Raw genomic sequence first — 18402 nt, 5'->3', positions numbered from 1 at the left:
GCGCAGGGCGGTGGCTCACTTGCCGTAGTACGCGTTGTAGATCGAGATCGTCGACTTGTTGCCCTTCTTGTCGGCGATCTTGGCGTGGAAGGAGATGGCCTTCCCCTTCGCCGGGTTCTTGAAGCTGACCTTGCCCTTGGTGACGGTGAGCTTCTTCCAGGTCTTGCCGTAGTCGTACGACACGTAGACCGACAGCGACTTCAGGTTGCCGCCCTTGGCCGCGCCCTCGACGGTGACCGGGACGCTGACCGTCTTGCCGGCCGGGACCTTGCTGTCCAGGCCGGTGGCCGCGTTGAAGCGGACCGTGGAGGCGGGCAGCTGCTTGATGCCGGAGGTCTTCTTGGAGCGGAACGTCCAGCTCGCGTCGATGCGGGTGGAGGCCGCCGCGACCTTGACGCTGCGCTTGACCGACGTCGTCAGCTTGTACTCGGCGTCACCGGCCGGGACCTTGAACGGCTTCTCGCCGAACAGCGGGTCGTTGTTGCTGCCGACCTTCTTGCCGTCCCGGTACAGCGTGGTGTCGACCGCGGAGAAGGTCGAGTAGCCCGCGTTGCCCTTGCCGTCCGCGAACAGCGGCAGGGAGCCGTAGATCTGGTTGTTCTCGCGGAAGAGGCCGAAGTCGGCGTTGAGACGCGGTCCGAAGACGGCCGTGTTGACGGTCTTCGAGTACGTCTTGCCGGCGGCGAACTTGTGCGTGCCCATCGCGTAGCCGGCCTCGTCGACCGGGAAGCCGTCCGCGTCGACACCGCCGCTCTGGGCGAACTCCAGCTGCCACTGCACGCCGCCCGCGGTGGACAGGTGCAGTGTCCGGGTGCCGGGCAGGGACTGCTGGATGCCGATCGAGGAGGCGCCGTTGCTCCACGGCATCCAGCCGACGGCGCTGATGGAGCCCTTCTTGCCCTTGGCCGCGGCGCCGAGGCCCGCCTTCACCGTGGCGAGTTCGCTCGCCTTGTAGTGCTTGGTGTAGCCGGTGGCGAGCTGCTTGACCTTGCCGCCGCCGGTGACGTCGTACTCCTCCTTGTCACCCTTGGTCCAGTGACCGTCCCACTGCTGGGTCACGGAACCGTCGGTGATCTGCGGGCCGACGTGCGCGGTGCGGATGTCGGCGAAGGAGTCGAGGAGCCAGCCGAAGCCGTAGCTGGAGTCCTTCGTCTCCACCGTGTAGTCGGCCGAGGCGAACTCCGACGTGACGGCCTTGTCCGGCACGGTGATGTCCACCGGCTTGGCCTTGCGGGCGTCCAGCGTGATCGTCGTGTTCTTGGTGACGTTCAGCTTGGGCTGGGCGAGCCAGTCGGTGCCCAGGAACTTCTCCGGGTCGTCACCCACGTTGACGTTGGTGTTGAGGATGTAACCGCCCTTGGGCACCCGGGTGGTGACGGTGCCGTCCGCGTCGTACGGCGAGTAGAACTTGCCCTCGCCCACGCCCGAGACGGCGGCCAGGTCGGCGCTGTAGTTCTTGGCGGGCTTGCCGTCACGGTCGAGGAACTTCAGCGTGACGTCGTACGACTCGACCTCGCGCTGCACCGCGGCGGCCGTGCGGACGGTCTGGCCGCCGCCCGTCGCCGTCACGTACGACGCGTAGGCGCCGTCGAGCGTGCCGCCCAGCTTGGTGTTCACGGTGAACGGGACGGAGGCCTTGCCGCCGGCCGGGACGGTCACGGAGGTGGCGCCGAGCTTGAAGAAGCCGGCCGGGGCGGCCTTGCCCTTCGGGTCGGTGGCGGTCGACGCCAGCTTCAGCGTGACGTCCTTCGTACCGAGGTTGCGGTACGTCAGTTCCTTGGTGACCGGCTTGTCGTCGGTGTGCGGCCACTGCTGGACGCCGAAGCTCACCGACGCCGGGTCGGCGATCACGGACTGCTTGATGGCCTTGTCGACCTGGATCCGGCCCGAACCCTGCTGGAACGGCGTGTACTTGCCGCCCTTCGTGGAGCCGGTGAGGGCGCCCTTCAGCTCGGTGTACTTCCACGCCGGGTGCTGCTGCTTGAGGATCGCCGCCGCGCCCGCGACATGCGGGGTCGCCATCGACGTGCCGGAGATCGTCATGTAGCCGGCCGGCTTCTCGCCGACCTCCTGGGCTATCTGGTTGCCCGGGGCGGAGGCCGCGGTGATGTCCACGCCGGGCGCGGTCACGTCGGGCTTGAGGGCGCCGTCCAGGCCGGGGCCGCGGCTGGAGAAGTCGGCCAGCACGTCCTTGTCGTCGACGGCGCCGACGGTCAGGGCCGCGGCGGCGCTGCCCGGGGAGCCGATGGTCTGCTCGCCGAAGTCGCCCTCGTTGCCTGCGGCGATGGCGAACAGGATGCCCTTCTCCGAGGACAGCTTGTTCACCGCCGCTTCCAGCGGGTCGATCTCCGGCGTGTCGCCGCCGCCCAGGCTCATGTTGACGACGTCGGCGCCCTGCGCGGCGGCCCACTCGATGCCGGCGAGGACCTCGGAGTCGCTGCCGAATCCGCCGTCGTCGAGCACCTTGCCGTTGAGGATCTTCGCGCCGGGCGCGACGCCCTTGTACTTGCCGCCGGACTTCGCGCCCGTACCGGCCGCGATGGAGGCGACGTGCGTGCCGTGGCCGACCTTGTCGGAGGTGTCGGGCGAGGTGGTGAAGTTCTTGGCGTCGATCACCTGACCCTTGAGGTCGGGGTGGGTGCCGTCGACACCGGTGTCCAGGACGGCGATCTTCACGCCCTTGCCGTCGTAGCCGGCCGCCCATGCCTTGGGGGCGCCGATCTGCGGGACCGACTTGTCGAGGCTGGCCTTGCGGACGCCGTCGAGCCAGACGTGCGCGATACCGGAGGCGGTCTTGTCGCCGTTGGTGACCGCGTCCCACAGCTCGGGCGCGTCCTCCTGCGGCGTCTGGACGGCGTCCGCGTTCACGGTCTTCAGGGCGCGGCTCAGCCGGCCCGCGTCGCGGACGTCGGCCTTGGTGGCCGCGGCGCTGCCCTGGTAGCCGACGATGACCTTCAGGCCCTTCTTCTGGGCCTTGCGAGTCGCGGACTTGTTGAGCTCGGTGACGTCGAAGAGCCGCTGGTCGAGCTTGCCGGTGGCGACCAGGCGGGCCGCGTCGGCCGGGATCACGAGCGTGTGGCCGTCGAGCTTGCGGACCTGGACAGGAATGCCCTCGCGGCCCTTGGCCCGCTCCAGGCCGATCACCCGGCCCTTGGCGTCCAGGACGACCCGGTCACCGGTGATCAGTGTGATGCGGTGCTTGGCGGTGACCGAGGCCTGCTTGGCGGCCGCGGTCGTCTGCTCGCCGTTCGCCGACGCCGGGCTGGTCATACCCGCCGCCAGGGCCACGGCCGCAGCTGTGGCGACCGTGGCCGCGCACGCCCTTTTCACTTGTCTGCGCAAGTTTCCCCCTTGCAGAAGTACCGGGCGAATTCCCCGTTCACCCGGCCGGGGGTGGTCTCGTACGCATGGGCGTACACCCCCCGGAACTAGGCAGTATGCCGAGGGGTGATCAGCCGCTCAATAGATGAGAGGGCGGTAAGAAATCCGTCGGCAGGCTGTTACACGGCCGCCGGAACTCCGTTACAGGGAAGGACGATTGGGCACGCGTGTTCTCCTTGACACGGTCGCGCACAAAAGGCGAGCCGCCGCCCGCCCCGGGATCGGGGCGGGGTGGCGACTCGCCTTTGGTGCGCTGCTGCCGGTGCGTCAGACCGCGGAACCGGCCTTCCAGTCGGCCCAGTTCATGTTCCAGCCGTTCAGGCCGTTGTCCGGCGCGATGGTCTTGTCGCCGGTGTTCTCGACGACCACCACGTCACCGATGATCGAGTTGTTGTAGAACCACGCGCCCGGGGTGTTCGGGTCGTTCGCGCCCTTCGCGTCCTGGAGGCCGACGCAGCCGTGGCTGGTGTTCACATTGCCGAAGATGGACTTCGCGCCCCAGTAGTTGCCGTGGATGAACGTGCCCGAGCTGGACAGGCGGATGGCGTGCGGCACGTCCTTGATGTCGTACTCGCCCTTGCCGTCGTCGTCCGTGAAGCCCACGGTCGCGCCGTTCATGCGCGTCTCCTTGAACTTCTCGGACATCACCATGGTGCCCTCGTAGGTCTTGTTCGCCGGCGAGCCGGCGGAGATCGGGATCGTCCGGACGACCTTGCCGTCCTGCGTGATCTTCATCTGCTTGGTCTTCGCGTCGACGTACGAGACCTGGTTGCGGCCGATCTTGAAGGTGACCGTCTTCTGCTGGACGCCGTAGACGCCCTTGGCTCCCTCGACTCCGTCGAGCGCGAGCTTCAGCGTGACGGTGGAGCCTTCCTTCCAGTAGTCCTCGGGGCGGCAGTCCATGCGGTTGGCGTTGAACCAGTGGCAGGCGACCTCCTGGCCGCTGGTCGTGCTGACCTTGATGCCCTTCTGGACTTCGGCCTTGTTGGTGATCGCCTTGTCGAAGTTGATCGAGACCGGCATGCCGACGCCCACGGTGGTGCCGTCGTCCGGGGTGAAGTTGCCGATGAAGCTGTTGGCCGGGGAGACCGTGGTGAACGAGGCGTTCTCGTGGGCGACGCGGCCGTCGGAGTCCTTCGCCTCCGCCGCCAGCTTGTAGGTGGTCGAGCGCTCCAGCTGCGTGCTGGGCTTCCAGCTGGTCTTGTCGGCGGATATCTGGCCGCTGACCTCCGAGCCGTCGGACGTCGTCATCTTGACGCTCGTGAGCGTGCCCTTGCTGACGGTGACGGCGGCGGAGTTGTTGATGGAGGCGTTGTCGGAGCCGTCCTCGGGTGTGATCTTGATCTGGGCCTTGGACGCCTTCTCGGCCGCGGCCTCGTCGACCTTCGACTGCGAGCTGCCGCCGCTGTCGCTCCCCGAGGCGTTGTCATCGCCGCCGGAACAGGCCGAGAGCACCAGCACTCCGCCGAGCAGTGCGGACGCGACCGTCAGGCCCTTGCGCCGCTTACTGATCGTCATCACACGCTTCTCCATCGTTGCCGATTTCCCCAAAACCCCGGGTGTCCCCGTCGCAGTCCAAGTGCCCCCGTCAGGACTCGTGAGTCCTCGTCCGGAACTTTCAACGCTACGGCCGGTTCGCCCGGTTCCCCATGTCGCGCACGTGTGGGGATCACCACGTCCGCGTCCGTCCGCGGCGCACGGGCGCGGACGGTGCGGCTCAGGGCGGTGCGCCGCTTGAGACGCCGAGACCCCGGACGACGGTTGCCGCCCGGGGTCACCATTTTCTCAAGTGCCTCAGTTGTCACTGTCGTCGCCGACATCATCCTCGTCGAGATCCCAGCCCGGCGCATCAGGGTCGTAATCGATCCGCTCGCTGCTCCAGGAGGCCTGCTGGAGCTCCACCCCCGGCACCTGGCTGACCAGGTCGAACGGGTCGACGAGGTAGGCGAGGGCCTCGGCAGTGTCTTCCGTCACAGCGGCCTCGCCGTGGGTCCGTTCCGCCGCCGGCATCTCACCGTCGTCGGCGATCCGGCGCAGCGCGGCTTTGGTGATCCCGTCCCCGTCCTGGACCTCGAGAACGAGTTCCACCCGAAGCCGGACAAAACGTGATGTCTCTGGAGTGCTCATGGCGCGAGCGTACGTCCAGGGGCTCCCGTGACTTTCCCGTGACCCGCGACTTTCACTAACATCGCCCCACACGGCCAATTCGCCAGCGCCACAAGGGGATCGATATTCCGTGTCATCCGCTCGCCGTCCGTTGCTGACCGCCACCGCCGCGGCGACCCTGCTGGGCGCCCTGTGGTTCGTCCCGTCCGCCAACGCGACGTCAACCTCGCCGGTGAGAGACGCGGTCGCGGCGAGCCCGTCGCCGCAGGTCACGGAGCAGGCGCGGATCGCGGCCACGACCGCGGGCGACTCCGTCACGGGCACCCGCCTCGCCGACACGGGCAGCTTCGACAGCACGCCGTACGTCATCGGCGGCACGTTCTTCCTCACGCTGGGCGCGGGCTTCGTCGCGTACTCGGTCCGCCGGGAACGGCTCGGTTTCTGACCTTCCGGCGGCCGGGGCCCTGCCGCGTGACGGGGCCCCGGGCGGCCTTCTCCCGCCTACTGGAGGGGGCCGGTGACCGTCTCCACCGCTGCCAGCAGCCGCCCGTCGCGCACGAACGCGTCCGCCGCGGCCAGATCGGGCGCCAGGAACCGGTCTGGCCCCGGGCCCTGGACTCCCGCGTCCCGCAGGGCGTCGATGACCGCCCGCGTCGCCGGCGCCGGGGTCAGTCCCTCGCGCAGTTCGATCGCGCGCGTGGCGGCGTACAGCTCGACGGCCAGGACCCGGGTGAGGTTGTCGACGGCCGTGCGCAGCTTGCGTGCCGCCGACCAGCCCATCGAGACGTGGTCCTCCTGCATGGCGGAGGACGGGATCGAGTCGGCGGACGCCGGGACGGCGAGCCGCTTCAGCTCGCTCACCAGCGCGGCCTGGGTGTACTGAGCGATCATCAGGCCCGAGTCCACACCGGGGTCGTCGGCGAGGAACGGCGGCAGGCCGTGGCTGCGGTTCTTGTCGAGCAGCCGGTCGGTACGCCGCTCGGCGATGGAGCCGAGGTCGGCGACGGCGACGGCGAGGAAGTCCAGGACGTAGGCGACGGGCGCGCCGTGGAAGTTGCCGTTGGACTCCACGCGCCCTCCCCCAGCGCCGAAAGCCTGGGAGGTGCCCCCGGGCAGCACGACGGGGTTGTCGACGGCGGCGGCCAGCTCGCGGTCGGCCACCAGCCGGGCATGGGCCATGGTGTCCCGCCCGGCCCCGGCGACCTGCGGGGCGCAGCGCACCGAGTAGGCGTCCTGGACACGGGGCGCGTCGTCCTGGTGATGCCCGGTCAGACCTGAACCCTTCAGCACGGCCAGCATGTTGGCGGCGCTGGCGGCCTGCCCCGGGTGCGGCCGGATGGCGTGCAGCTCGGGCGCGAGGACCTTGTCGGTGCCGAGCAGTGCCTCCAGCGACAGCGCGGCCGTGACGTCGGCGGACCGGTAGAGGGTGTCCAGGTCGGCCAGGGCCATGATCAGCATGCCGAGCATGCCGTCGGTGCCGTTGAGGAGGGCGAGGCCTTCCTTCTCGCGCAGTTCGACCGGCTGGATGCCGTGCGCGGCGAGGAGTTCGGCGGCCGGGCGTACGACACCGTCGGGGCCCTCGGCGTCCCCCTCCCCCATGAGCGCGAGCGCGCAGTGGGACAGCGGCGCGAGGTCGCCGGAGCAGCCGAGGGAGCCGTACTCGTGCACGACCGGGGTGACACCGGCGTTGAGGAGGTCGGCCATGGTCTGCGCGACCTCGGGCCGTACGCCGGTGTGCCCGGAGCAGACGGTCTTCAGCCGCAGGAACATCAGGGCCCGTACGACGTCCCGCTCCACCCTCGGCCCCATGCCGGCGGCGTGCGAGCGGACGATGTTGCGCTGGAGCTGTGCGCGCAGCTCCGGGCTGATGTGCCGGGTCGCCAGGGCCCCGAAGCCGGTGCTCACGCCGTACACGGGGTCAGGCTTGGCCGCCAGCGCGTCCACGATCTCTCGGGCCGCGGCGAGGGCGGCCAGCGCCTCCTCGGAGAGCTGGACGCGGGCGCCGCCGCGCGCCACGGCGAGCACGTCGGACGCGGTCACCCCGGACGCCCCCACCACCACAGTGTGCATATCCATATTCAGGAGCGTACGCAGTGAATTCGACGATGTCACCACTGGGGGCCCGGTTCACCCCTTACCGATACGTCACACGCAGGCCGCCCCGCCCTCTCTACGGCGCGTGCCGCCCCCGGAAGCGCCGGCGCTCGCCGTCGCTCTCCTGGGACGGCTCGTCCGCGAGCCGCACGACGGGGTCGTCGGGCCCGGCCCGGCCGGCGACGACCGGCCGGGTGGCCTGCTCGGCCTTCGCCCGGTACTGGGCCGCGTCGGCCAGCCGGAACAGCCGCCGGGCCGAGCGCACCGGACCGATCGGGTCCCCGGTGGACGCGACCCCGCAGGCCACGCCGTCCCCGAGCTCCAACTCCGCCGCCCGGCGGCACAGTTCACCGGCCGCCTTCACGACCTGGTCGGCGGGCGGCCCGATGGCGAGCAGACAGAACTCGTCCCCGCCGAGCCGTGCCGCCAGGGCCCCCGGCAGCATGGCCCCGCACAGCGACAGCACCGAGCCGAAACGCTCAAGGAGCCGGTCGCCGGCGGCGTGCCCGTGGGTGTCGTTGACGCGCTTGAGCCCGTTCAGATCGCAGACGACGAGGCTCACGACGGCTCCGTCGCCGCGGTGCCGCTCGATCGCCTGCTCCAGGCGTACGTCGACGGCGCGGCGGTTGGCCAGTCCCGTCAGCGCGTCGGTGAACGCCAGACGCCGGGCCTCCTCCAGCCGCTCGGTCTGGGCGATGCCCGCGGCGACGACGGCGGCCAGGACGGTGGCGAAGTCGGCGTCGGCCCGCTCGAAGACGGGCTCCCCGGCCGGCCGGGCGACATACAGCTCGCCCCAGGCCCGGCCGTGCAGCACGATGGGCGCGACCACGCAGCAGCCGCGGCCCCGGCGGCGCAGGGCGGCGACGCGCTGGTGGCAGTATCCGGGGCGCCGCCCGGCGGCAGGCCCCTCGGCGGTCTCCACCCAGGCGTCCGGTTCCCCGCCACCGGCCCACTGCTCGTGCAGGAACTCGGTGATCTCCGCGAACTGGTGCACCGGGTAGGACTCGTCCTCCGGGAACTCCTCTTCCCCGTCGGCCAGCTCACCGACGTTCACAAGAACCTTCAGCCGCCCGAGCTCCCGCTCCCACACCGACAGCGCGGCAAAGCTGCCGCCCAGCGCCCGGCACGCCCCGACGGCCGCCGCACGCCACGCCTCACGCAACCCGTGCGCGGCCGCCATCCCCTGAGCCAACGCGACGACAGCCACGAGCCGTCTGTCCTCACCCATCACCCCAGGCTAGGCAGTTTCCAGCCAATTGGTCCGGTTGACGGCGCGAACGGGGCGACTTGGCTGCGGGCGGTCGTGCCTCCACCAGCGCCTTGAGGGCCTGGGAGGTACCCCCAGGGCGGCACGGGCGGGCGCGGCGGTACCCCGCTCCGCCGGGCCGCGGACCCACCCGGCCCCAGCGTCACGCCCCGTACAGATCACTCCCCGGGCCACTGGGGCTTGCGCTTCTCATTGAACGCGGCGACCCCTTCCGCCCGATCCCCCGAAAACGCCACAGCCCGCCAGGCAGCATCCTCCACCTCAAGGCCCGCCCGCAGATCCAGCCCCTGCCCCAACCGCAACGCCCGCTTCGCCGCCCGCAACCCCACCGGCGAGTTCCCGGCGATCCGAGCAGCCAGTTCCAGCGCCGACTCCCGGTCCCGCCCCTCCTCCACCACCTGATCGACCAGCCCCGACTCCCCCGCCTCGACGGCCTCCACCCGCCGCGCCGAGAAGATCAGCTCAGCCGCCCGCGCCGCCCCCACCCGCCGCGGCAGCAACTGCGTCCCCCCGCCCCCGGGGATCACCCCCACCGACACCTCCGGCAGCCCCACCACCGCGGTCCGGTCCGCCACGATCACGTCACACGCCAGCGCCAGCTCGAACCCGCCTCCCAGCGCGAACCCGTGCACCGCCGCCACCGTCGGCACCGGCAGCTCCAGCACCCCGGTGTACGCCGCCCGCGCGACGGGCCGCTGCCGCACCAGCTCCGCGTCGCTGAACGAGTTGCGCTCCTTCAGGTCGGCCCCGACACAGAACGCCCGCTCATGCGTCGAGGTCAGGACGACCACGCGTACGTCCCGGTCCTCCCCGAGCGCCGCGCACGCCCCGGCGATGGACCGCGCCATCCCCGTCGACACCGCGTTCATGGCCTTGGGCCGGTCGAGGACGAGCTCCGCGACATGCCCCTGCTCATGCCGCCGCACCAGCACGAACTCCCCGAACCGTTCCTCACTCATGACACCCTCCGGTTAACGCGGGTTAACAACATCGCCGCTCCGATCATCGCAGTCCCGCCCCACCCGCGAAAGAGCGGACGCGTCCGGTTCCCGCGCCACGGCCCCGCCCACCCGTTCGAGTGACATCAGGGCAACTCCGGTCCGATCGCCCAGGGGAGCGCATAGCGTGCATCCGCCGCGGCGCACTGGGGGCGCGTGCGTACCGGGGAGGGACCATGACGACGAACAAGCCGGCGATGCCGCAGCGGGACACCGGAGCACCGGGGGAAACCGGCTCCTTCTCACCTCGCGCCCGAGGCGGCCGCCACCGCAAGCCCCGCCCCCGCAAGGCCCTGCTCGCCGCCGGCGGCATCGCCCTGGCGGCCGGCGCCCTGAGCCTCGTACGCCTTGCTTCCGGCCCGGCCACCGACAGCGTCGGCACGGTCGAGGCCCAGCCCCGCCCGGACCCGGTCACGGCCGGCTCGGACGACGCCGCGGACACCGCCGCCACCGTCCCCGAGGCAAGCCCTTCGTCACCCACCGCCCTGGGCGGCCTGACCCCGCCGCCGGGCACCCACCGCCCCGCTGCAGCCCCGCCCGCCCCGTTCAGGGCAGGGTCCATGGCCACGTCCCCGTCCCTCGGCACCCGAGGGGCGGATACGGCCGCGCCTGACCGGTCCACGACGATCCCCGACAGGACGAACCCTCCGGCACCGACGGCCAGGGGCGGGGCTCCGCGCCCGGCCCGGACCCCGCCCGCCCCACCGAGCCGGGCCACACCCACCCCCGATCCCGAGCCCGAGAAGCCCAGGAAATCGCGGGATCCGGGCCTGTGCGTGCCGGTCATCGGCGTGTGCGTGGACCCACTGGACTGAGGTCGTCAGCGGACGTCCCGCCGCGTGAGCAGCCACGGCTCCACGACGCCCAGTCCACGCACCGGCCGCTGCCACATCGGCTGCAACGCGAACCGGTACGTCGGCGGCTCCTCGCCCTCCTTCTCCGCCGCCGCGGCCTCCTCGGCCGCCTCCGCCTCCGAGGACGGGGCGTCCTGCGTGCGGATCAGCTCCTCGGCGAAGGCGGTGTCGACGAGTACGGCGTCCTTCGGAGCTATCGAGGTGAGCCGGGACGCCAGATTCACGGTCGTACCGAAGACATCACCCATTCGGGTGGTCACGGTGCCGAACGCCATGCCGACGCGCAGCTCGGGCATCGTCTCGTCGTGTGCCATGGTCTCGATCAGCCGCAGGGCGATCTCGGCGGCCGTGCCCGCGTCGTCGGCGGCGTACAGCACCTCGTCGCCGAGGGTCTTGATCAGCCGGCCGCCGTTCGCGGCGACCAGGTCGGCGGCGGTCGTCTCGAAGGCCTCGACCAGCTCGCCGAGCTCCTCCTCCTCCATCCGCCGGGTCAGCCGCGTGAACCCGACCAGATCGGCGAAGCCGACCGCGAGCCGCCGGTCCACCATCTCCTCGTCGTCGGCGGCCTGCACGACCCGTCCGGCCGAGGCGGCGAGCTGCCGCCGCCAGACGTAGACCAGGAACTCCTCCAGCTCGGGCAGGAGCAGCTCGACGATCGGGTACGTCACCTCGGTACGCGTCATGCCCGGCTCGGGCGGCTCGGTCAGCCCCTCCAGGAAGGAGTCGATCTGCCATTCGGCGAGCCGCGCGGTGGTCTGCCCGGTGGACCGGGCCACCTGGACCGCCATCGCCTCGCTCAGCAGCCCCGCCTCGACGAGACCGGCCAGACGCCGCAGCGCGAGGACGTCCGCCTCCGTGAGGGCCTTGGCCTGCCCGATGTCGGCGAAGCCCATGGCCCGCCAGAAGCGGGAGGCCAGTTCCATGGAGACGCCGGCGCTGCGGGCCGCCTGGAACGGGGTGTAGCGGCGCTCGGCGCCCAGGATGAGCCCTTCGAGGCGCAGGGCGAGCGGATCCTCGCCGGAGTCGGCGCCCTGCGCGTCCTCGCCGGAACCCGAGTCGTCGACGGTCACGCGTGCTGCCCTTCCGATCTGTCACGGTCATGTATCGACCGGCCTCAACTCTACGGCAGGTGTGCGCCAGCTCACTCCGTCAGGTTCAGCCGGGGGGTGAGGTGAGGCACCCGGCGGGTCCGAGGCACCGGGCGTTGCCCCACCGTCCCCAGGGGGCTCCGCCCCCTGGACCCCCGATCGGCCTGAACGGCCTCGTCCTCGATCGCCGGACGGGCCGGGTGGGCTGATCGATCCCCCGGCTCCCACGCCGAGCACCTGTCAAGCGGGCCGCAAGTGCACGATGTCCCCCGCGCCGACAGGCTCCTGCACCCCCTCCCCCGTAGCCAGCACCAACCGCCCGTCCCCGTCCACCGCGACCGCTTCCCCGACCACGGCCCGATCCCCCGGCAACTCCGCCCGCACTTCCCTCCCGAGCGTCGCGCACCCCGCCGCATACGCCTCCAGCAACCCGCACGCCACCGCGTCACCCCCGGCCGCACGCCACTTCCCGTACCACTCCTCCAGAGCCCGCAGCACCCCACGCAACAACGGATCCCGGTCCGTGCTCACGGCCCCGGCCAGCCCCAGCGACCCCGCCGTGGGCACCGGCAGCTCGTCCTCCTTCAGCGTGACGTTGATACCGACCCCGATGACGACCCCGCCGTCCCCGGCCCGCTCCGCGAGAATCCCCCCGGCCTTGCGCTCCTCGCCCCGCACGGTGACCAGCAGGTCGTTCGGCCACTTCAGCGCCGTGTCGACACCCGCCGCCCGCGACAGCCCCGTCGCCACCGCGACCCCCGTGAGCAGCGGCAGCCACCCCCATCGCTCCACCGGCACCTCGCCCGGCGAGAGCAGCACGGAGAAGAACAGGCCGGAGCGGGGCGGCGCCGTCCACTGCCGGTCGAGGCGCCCGCGCCCGGCCGTCTGCTCCTCGGCGACGAGTACCGCGCCCTCGGCGGCGCTGCCCTTCGCCGCCCGGGCCACCAGGTCGGAGTTCGTGGAGCCGGTGCGCTGCACTATGTCCACCTCGGACCACAGTCCGCCCTCGTGCACCAAGCCCCGGCGCAGGGCGGTGATGTTGAGGGGCGGACGGTCCAGGTCCGACCAACGGCTACCGTTCGGCTCTGATGCATCTCGCGGCGTCATGCAAGCCACCCTAGGTGTGGTAAACGCCGCACTGCCGAAGTGGAGGCACCCCACTAGTCTACGGATGAGTAACCGTCCCCCCTTTTGAGCAGGCAGGGAGCCGCATCCCGATGTCCGAGCCGGAAGAGCAGCAGCCTGACATTCACACGACCGCGGGCAAGCTCGCGGATCTCAAGCGCCGCATCGAGGAAGCGACGCACGCCGGCTCCGCACGCGCCGTCGAGAAGCAGCACGCCAAGGGCAAGCTGACGGCCCGAGAGCGGATCGAACTCCTGCTGGACGAGGGTTCGTTCGTCGAACTCGACGAGTTCGCCCGGCACCGCTCCACCAACTTCGGCCTCGACAAGAACCGGCCGTACGGGGACGGGGTCGTCACCGGTTACGGCACCGTCGACGGCCGCCCCGTCGCCGTGTTCTCGCAGGACTTCACCGTCTTCGGCGGGGCCCTCGGCGAGGTCTACGGGCAGAAGATCGTCAAGGTCATGGACTTCGCCCTGAAGACCGGCTGCCCGGTCATCGGCATCAACGACTCCGGCGGCGCCCGGATCCAGGAGGGGGTCGCCTCCCTCGGTGCCTACGGCGAGATCTTCCGCCGCAACACCCACGCGTCGGGTGTCATCCCGCAGATCAGCCTGGTCGTCGGCCCGTGCGCGGGCGGGGCCGTCTACTCCCCGGCCATCACCGACTTCACGGTCATGGTCGACCAGACCTCGCACATGTTCATCACCGGGCCCGACGTCATCAAGACCGTCACCGGCGAGGACGTCGGCTTCGAGGAGCTGGGCGGGGCCAGGACCCACAACTCGACGTCCGGAGTCGCCCACCACATGGCGGGTGACGAGAAGGACGCCATCGAGTACATCAAGCAGCTGCTGTCGTACCTGCCGTCCAACAACCTCTCCGATCCGCCGGCCTTCCCGGAGGAGGCCGACCTGGAGGTCACCGACGAGGACCGCGAGCTGGACGCGATCGTCCCGGACAGCGCGAACCAGCCGTACGACATGCACGCGGTGATCGAGCACGTCCTGGACGACGCCGAGTTCTTCGAGACGCAGCCGCTGTACGCGCCGAACATCGTCACCGGCTTCGGGCGGGTCGAGGGCCACCCGGTCGGCATCGTCGCCAACCAGCCGATGCAGTTCGCCGGGTGCCTGGACATCAAGGCCAGCGAGAAGGCGGCCCGCTTCGTGCGGACCTGCGACGCCTTCAACGTCCCGGTCCTGACCTTCGTCGACGTCCCCGGCTTCCTGCCCGGCGTCGACCAGGAGCACGACGGCATCATCCGGCGCGGCGCCAAGCTGATCTACGCCTACGCCGAGGCGACCGTCCCGCTCATCACCGTCATCACCCGCAAGGCCTTCGGCGGCGCGTACGACGTCATGGGCTCCAAGCACCTGGGCGCCGATCTCAACCTCGCCTGGCCCACCGCCCAGATCGCCGTCATGGGCGCCCAGGGCGCGGTCAACATCCTGCACCGCCGCACGATCGCGGAGGCCGAGGCGAACGGCGAGAACGGCGAGAACGCCGAGGCGGTCCGGGCCCGGCTGATCCAGGAGTACGAGGACGCCCTCCTCAACCCCTACGTCGCGGCCGAGCGCGGCTACGTCGACGCGGTGATCCTGCCCTCCGACACCCGCCGGCACGTCGTACGCGGCCTGCGTCAACTGCGGACGAAGCGGGAATCCCTGCCTCCGAAGAAGCACGGCAACATCCCCCTCTAACACCGGCGAGCCCAGGAGGCCCACATGACGATCAAGGTCGTACGGGGCAACCCGACCCCGGAGGAGCTGGCCGCCGCCCTGGCGGTGGTCAGGGCCCGCGCCGCGGCGGCGGCAGCAACGCCGCCCGGCGCGCCGGCCACCCGCGACTCCTGGTCCGACCCGTCCCGCATCGCGGCCCACCACCTGCCCCAGCCGGGGCCGGCGGCCTGGGGCCGCACATACTGGCCGGGCTGACCCGTAGGGGTGGGGGCGGGGACAAGTTGAGTACTCGTACTCAGGCGCCGCTCCCACCCCCGTCCGACCATGGAAGGCATGCTGTGGTCCGACCCCGAGAACGAACCGCCCGAAGAACTGCGGGACACGCAGGACATGCTTCGGCGTCTCGGGGTTCTCATGGCGTTGGCCATGGTGCTGGCGATGATCGTGATCGGCGTGCGGTGAGAGGCGACAGGTGACGCCGATACGCTGAACGCATGACAGATCAGCCGCGCCGCCGACTCGTCCTCGCCTCCCAGTCCCCCGCCCGGCTCGGACTGCTCCGCCAGGCCGGTCTGGCCCCCGAGGTGATCGTGAGCGGTGTCGACGAGGACGCCGTCACCGCACCCACCCCCGCCGAGCTGGCGCTCGCCCTGGCCGAGGCGAAGGCCTCCGTCGTGGCGGCCCGGCCGGAGGCCAAGGGAGCGATCGTGATCGGCTGCGACTCGGTGCTCGACCTGGACGGCCAGGCCCTCGGCAAGCCGGCGGACGCCGAGGAGGCCACCGCCCGCTGGAAGGCGATGCGCGGACGCGCCGGCACCCTGCAGACCGGCCACTGCGTCTACGACACGCTCTCCGGCCGCTACACCTCCGCCACCGCGTCCACCGTCGTCCACTTCGGCGAACCCACCGACGAGGAGATCGCCGCCTACGTCGCCTCCGGCGAACCCCTCTACGTCGCCGGGGCCTTCACGCTGGACGGCCGCTCGGCCCCGTTCATCGACGGCATCGACGGCGACCACGGCAACGTGATCGGCATCAGCCTGCCCCTGGTCCGCCGGCTCCTCGCGGAGCTGGGCGTCGGCATCACGGAGTTGTGGGCGCCGGCGGAGACGTGACCGGGGAGCCGTCGCCGCCCGCCCCGTCCCGGGGCGCGGCGCCGGCGGGCTCGGCCGGACGGTCGTACGTCATCAGCAGCAGCACGATCAGGCCGAGGACCAGCACCATGAACAGGAACGCGGGCCAGCCCACGAGCCCCCAGGTGAACGCGCCGAGCAGCCCGTGCACGACCGCCGCGCTGATCAGCAGCACCCGCCCGAAGCCCGCCGGGGGCCGGTCCCGCAGCGCCACCAGCAGGGCCACCAGGCCGCACAGCGCGAAGTAGAGGCCGAAGGCGATCCCGCCGATCTTCGACGACACGGACATCATGTGCGGGTCGAGCCCGGCCAGGGACATGTCCTGCCGGTCGACGACGACACCGAGGAACCAGTTCAGCGCGGCGACGCCGAACGCCTCACCGAACAGCACCGCCGCCACGATCCACGCCACCGGCCTGCGCACCACCGGGCCCACCCACTTACCCCTAGTACGTTCGAGACATCGCGAACGCTACTAACGAGTAAACGGTGGGACAAGGGTTCTGCGGCGAGCAAAGAATCATTGGGCCATTCGTAGGGACTCCACAAAGAAACCGAGTGGCCCGCAGCACGTGATGACAGAGACCTTGACCACAGGGGAGGGCTAGGGTTTCCCGCAGGAGTACTGCGTACCGCGGTGCGACAAGGGATTTCGCGGGTCGAGCGAGCCTCGCATCACGCTCCGTGTGGGCAAGCTCACCACTGGGGACGGGTCGAAGTGCCGTGTCGGCAGTCCCTAAACTCGGCTTGTTTCAAGGAGGGAGCCTCATCGTGCGCAAGGTGCTCATCGCCAACCGTGGCGAAATCGCTGTCCGCGTGGCCCGGGCCTGCCGGGATGCCGGCATCGCGAGCGTCGCCGTCTACGCCGACCCGGACCGGGACGCTCTGCATGTCCGCGCCGCGGATGAGGCGTTCGCCCTGGGCGGTGACACGCCGGGCACCAGCTACCTCGACATCGAGAAGGTACTGAAGGCCGCCCGCGAGTCGGGCGCGGACGCGATCCACCCCGGCTACGGATTCCTCTCCGAGAACGCGGACTTCGCGCAGGCGGTCCTGGACGCGGGCCTGATCTGGATCGGCCCGCCCCCGCAGGCCATCCGAGACCTGGGCGACAAGGTCGCCGCCCGGCACATCGCGCAGCGCGCGGGCGCCCCGCTGGTGGCGGGCACGCCCGACCCGGTGTCCGGTGCGCAGGAGGTCGTCGCCTTCGCCGAGCAGCACGGCCTGCCGATCGCCATCAAGGCGGCGTTCGGCGGCGGCGGCCGTGGGCTGAAGGTCGCGCGCACGCTCGAAGAGGTCCCGGAGCTGTACGACTCGGCGGTCCGCGAGGCCGTCGCCGCCTTCGGCCGGGGCGAGTGCTTCGTCGAGCGCTACCTCGACAAGCCGCGGCACGTGGAGACCCAGTGCCTGGCCGACCGGCACGGCAACGTGGTGGTCGTCTCCACCCGTGACTGCTCGCTCCAGCGCCGCCACCAGAAGCTGGTGGAGGAGGCTCCGGCCCCCTTCCTGTCCGACGCGCAGGTGGAGCAGCTGTACTCGGCCTCCAAGGCGATCCTGAAGGAGGCCGGCTACGTCGGCGCCGGCACGGTGGAGTTCCTCGTCGGCAACGACGGCACGATCTCCTTCCTCGAGGTCAACACCCGCCTCCAGGTGGAGCACCCGGTCACCGAGGAGGTCGCCGGCATCGACCTCGTCCGCGAGATGTTCCGCATCGCCGACGGCGAGGAACTCGGCTACGACGACCCGGCGCTGCGCGGGCACTCCTTCGAGTTCCGCATCAACGGCGAGGACCCGGGCCGCAACTTCCTCCCAGCCCCCGGCACGGTCACGACGTTCGCCCCGCCGTCCGGTCCGGGTGTCCGTCTGGACGCCGGCGTGGAGTCCGGTTCGGTCATCGGCCCGGCGTGGGACTCCCTGCTGGCCAAGCTGATCGTCACCGGCCGCACGCGCAAGGAGGCGCTGGAGCGGGCCGCGCGTGCGCTGGAGGAGTTCCAGGTCGAGGGCATGGCGACGGCGATCCCGTTCCACCGCGCGGTGGTGAAGGACCCTGCGTTCGCGCCTGAGGTGCACGGTCAGGACGGGCCGTTCACGGTCCACACCCGCTGGATCGAGACGGAGTTCGTCAACGAGATCAAGCCGTTCGCGGCGGCCGCGGACGCCCTGGAGGCGGACGAGGAGCCGGGCCGCGAGACGGTGGTCGTCGAGGTCGGCGGCAAGCGCCTGGAGGTCTCCCTCCCGGCGTCCCTGGGCATGTCCCTGGCCCGCACGGGCCTCGCGGCCGGGGCCAAGCCCAAACGCCGCGCGGCGAAGAAGTCGGGCCCCGCCGCCTCCGGCGACACCCTCGCCTCCCCGATGCAGGGCACGATCGTCAAGGTCGCGGTGGAGGAGGGCCAGGAGGTCGAGGAGGGCGACCTGGTCGTCGTCCTGGAGGCCATGAAGATGGAACAGCCCCTCAACGCCCACAAGTCCGGCACGATCAAGGGCCTCAGCGCGGAAATCGGCACGTCGGTCACGTCGGGCGCGGCGATCTGCGAGATCAAGGACTGAGCCCGACGGACGACACCTACGGCGCGGCCCCGGGTCGGGGCCGCGCCGGGGCCTGGCTGCGGGCAATCATGCCTCCCCAGTGCCTCAAGGGCCTGGGAGGTACCCCAGGGCGGCACGGGTGGGCGCA

At 71.1% G+C, this 18402-nt stretch carries 16 protein-coding genes; 7 read left to right on the top strand and 9 right to left on the bottom strand.

The window, feature by feature from the left end:
- Positions 1–15 precede the first annotated feature (15 nt).
- The 3 genes from ACFZDA_RS22280 to ACFZDA_RS22270 form a co-directional block, all read right to left on the bottom strand.
- On the bottom strand, positions 16–3330 hold the full coding sequence (locus ACFZDA_RS22280) for a S8 family serine peptidase (RefSeq protein ID WP_391084609.1): 3315 nt from the start codon (positions 3328–3330) through the stop codon (positions 16–18).
- Positions 3331–3648: 318 nt separating this feature from the next.
- Positions 3649–4899, bottom strand: a complete 1251-nt coding sequence (locus ACFZDA_RS22275; protein WP_391084080.1) for an Ig-like domain-containing protein — start codon at positions 4897–4899, stop codon at positions 3649–3651.
- Positions 4900–5175: 276 nt separating this feature from the next.
- Entirely contained in the window at positions 5176–5508 is a 333-nt protein-coding gene (locus tag ACFZDA_RS22270; RefSeq protein ID WP_391084077.1) for a hypothetical protein, read from the bottom strand.
- Positions 5509–5617: 109 nt separating this feature from the next.
- Here ACFZDA_RS22270 and ACFZDA_RS22265 point away from each other — a divergent pair, with 109 nt between their 5' ends.
- Positions 5618–5932 carry a hypothetical protein gene (locus ACFZDA_RS22265; RefSeq protein WP_391084074.1) on the top strand — a complete coding sequence of 105 codons (315 nt, stop codon included), beginning with the start codon at positions 5618–5620 and terminating at the stop codon, positions 5930–5932.
- A gap of 56 nt (positions 5933–5988) precedes the next feature.
- Here ACFZDA_RS22265 and hutH read toward each other — a convergent pair whose 3' ends face one another.
- The 3 genes from hutH to ACFZDA_RS22250 all read right to left on the bottom strand — a co-directional run bounded on the left by hutH (position 5989) and on the right by ACFZDA_RS22250 (position 9807).
- A complete protein-coding gene (gene hutH, locus ACFZDA_RS22260; RefSeq protein ID WP_391084606.1) occupies positions 5989–7557 on the bottom strand; it encodes a histidine ammonia-lyase in 1569 nt (522 codons plus the stop codon).
- 100 nt (positions 7558–7657) lie between these two features.
- Positions 7658–8809 carry a diguanylate cyclase domain-containing protein gene (locus ACFZDA_RS22255; RefSeq protein ID WP_391084071.1) on the bottom strand — a complete coding sequence of 384 codons (1152 nt, stop codon included), beginning with the start codon at positions 8807–8809 and terminating at the stop codon, positions 7658–7660.
- A 197-nt stretch (positions 8810–9006) separates the two neighbouring features.
- A complete protein-coding gene (locus ACFZDA_RS22250; RefSeq protein ID WP_391084068.1) occupies positions 9007–9807 on the bottom strand; it encodes an enoyl-CoA hydratase-related protein in 801 nt (266 codons plus the stop codon).
- Positions 9808–10022: 215 nt separating this feature from the next.
- On the opposite strand from ACFZDA_RS22250, the gene ACFZDA_RS22245 reads away from it, so the two are divergent.
- Positions 10023–10661, top strand: a complete 639-nt coding sequence (locus tag ACFZDA_RS22245; RefSeq protein WP_391084066.1) for a hypothetical protein — start codon at positions 10023–10025, stop codon at positions 10659–10661.
- 5 nt (positions 10662–10666) lie between these two features.
- Here the strand turns inward: ACFZDA_RS22245 and ACFZDA_RS22240 are convergent, their stop codons facing one another.
- Both ACFZDA_RS22240 and ACFZDA_RS22235 read right to left on the bottom strand, forming a co-directional pair.
- Positions 10667–11770: an adenylate/guanylate cyclase domain-containing protein gene (locus tag ACFZDA_RS22240; RefSeq protein ID WP_391084063.1), complete on the bottom strand. Its 1104-nt coding sequence runs from the start codon at positions 11768–11770 to the stop codon at positions 10667–10669.
- 258 nt (positions 11771–12028) lie between these two features.
- The gene (locus ACFZDA_RS22235) at positions 12029–12895 is read right to left on the bottom strand and encodes a biotin--[acetyl-CoA-carboxylase] ligase (RefSeq protein WP_391084060.1); all 867 of its coding nucleotides are present in this window, start codon (positions 12893–12895) and stop codon (positions 12029–12031) included.
- Between the two features lie 110 nt (positions 12896–13005).
- Between ACFZDA_RS22235 and ACFZDA_RS22230 the strand changes: the two genes are divergently transcribed.
- The 4 genes from ACFZDA_RS22230 to ACFZDA_RS22215 all read left to right on the top strand — a co-directional run bounded on the left by ACFZDA_RS22230 (position 13006) and on the right by ACFZDA_RS22215 (position 15710).
- Positions 13006–14616: a carboxyl transferase domain-containing protein gene (locus ACFZDA_RS22230; protein WP_391084057.1), complete on the top strand. Its 1611-nt coding sequence runs from the start codon at positions 13006–13008 to the stop codon at positions 14614–14616.
- 24 nt (positions 14617–14640) lie between these two features.
- Positions 14641–14850 carry an acyl-CoA carboxylase epsilon subunit gene (locus ACFZDA_RS22225; RefSeq protein ID WP_391084054.1) on the top strand — a complete coding sequence of 70 codons (210 nt, stop codon included), beginning with the start codon at positions 14641–14643 and terminating at the stop codon, positions 14848–14850.
- 78 nt (positions 14851–14928) lie between these two features.
- Positions 14929–15057, top strand: coding sequence for a morphogenic membrane protein MmpB (gene mmpB, locus ACFZDA_RS22220; RefSeq protein WP_267482369.1), 129 nt, complete (start codon positions 14929–14931; stop codon positions 15055–15057).
- Between the two features lie 32 nt (positions 15058–15089).
- Positions 15090–15710, top strand: coding sequence for a Maf family nucleotide pyrophosphatase (locus ACFZDA_RS22215; RefSeq protein ID WP_391084050.1), 621 nt, complete (start codon positions 15090–15092; stop codon positions 15708–15710).
- On the opposite strand, the gene ACFZDA_RS22210 is transcribed toward ACFZDA_RS22215, so the two are convergent.
- Positions 15679–16155 carry a hypothetical protein gene (locus ACFZDA_RS22210; protein WP_391084047.1) on the bottom strand — a complete coding sequence of 159 codons (477 nt, stop codon included), beginning with the start codon at positions 16153–16155 and terminating at the stop codon, positions 15679–15681. The genes ACFZDA_RS22215 and ACFZDA_RS22210 overlap by 32 nt on opposite strands.
- Positions 16156–16499: 344 nt before the next feature.
- Between ACFZDA_RS22210 and ACFZDA_RS22205 the strand changes: the two genes are divergently transcribed.
- On the top strand, positions 16500–18275 hold the full coding sequence (locus ACFZDA_RS22205; protein ID WP_391084045.1) for a biotin carboxylase N-terminal domain-containing protein: 1776 nt from the start codon (positions 16500–16502) through the stop codon (positions 18273–18275).
- The last annotated feature ends 127 nt before the right edge of the window (positions 18276–18402 follow it).

It is taken from the genome of Streptomyces sp. NPDC007991 (assembly GCF_042958445.1).
GTDB lineage: Bacteria > Actinomycetota > Actinomycetes > Streptomycetales > Streptomycetaceae > Streptomyces.
This window is presented reverse-complemented; position numbering and strand designations above follow the sequence as displayed.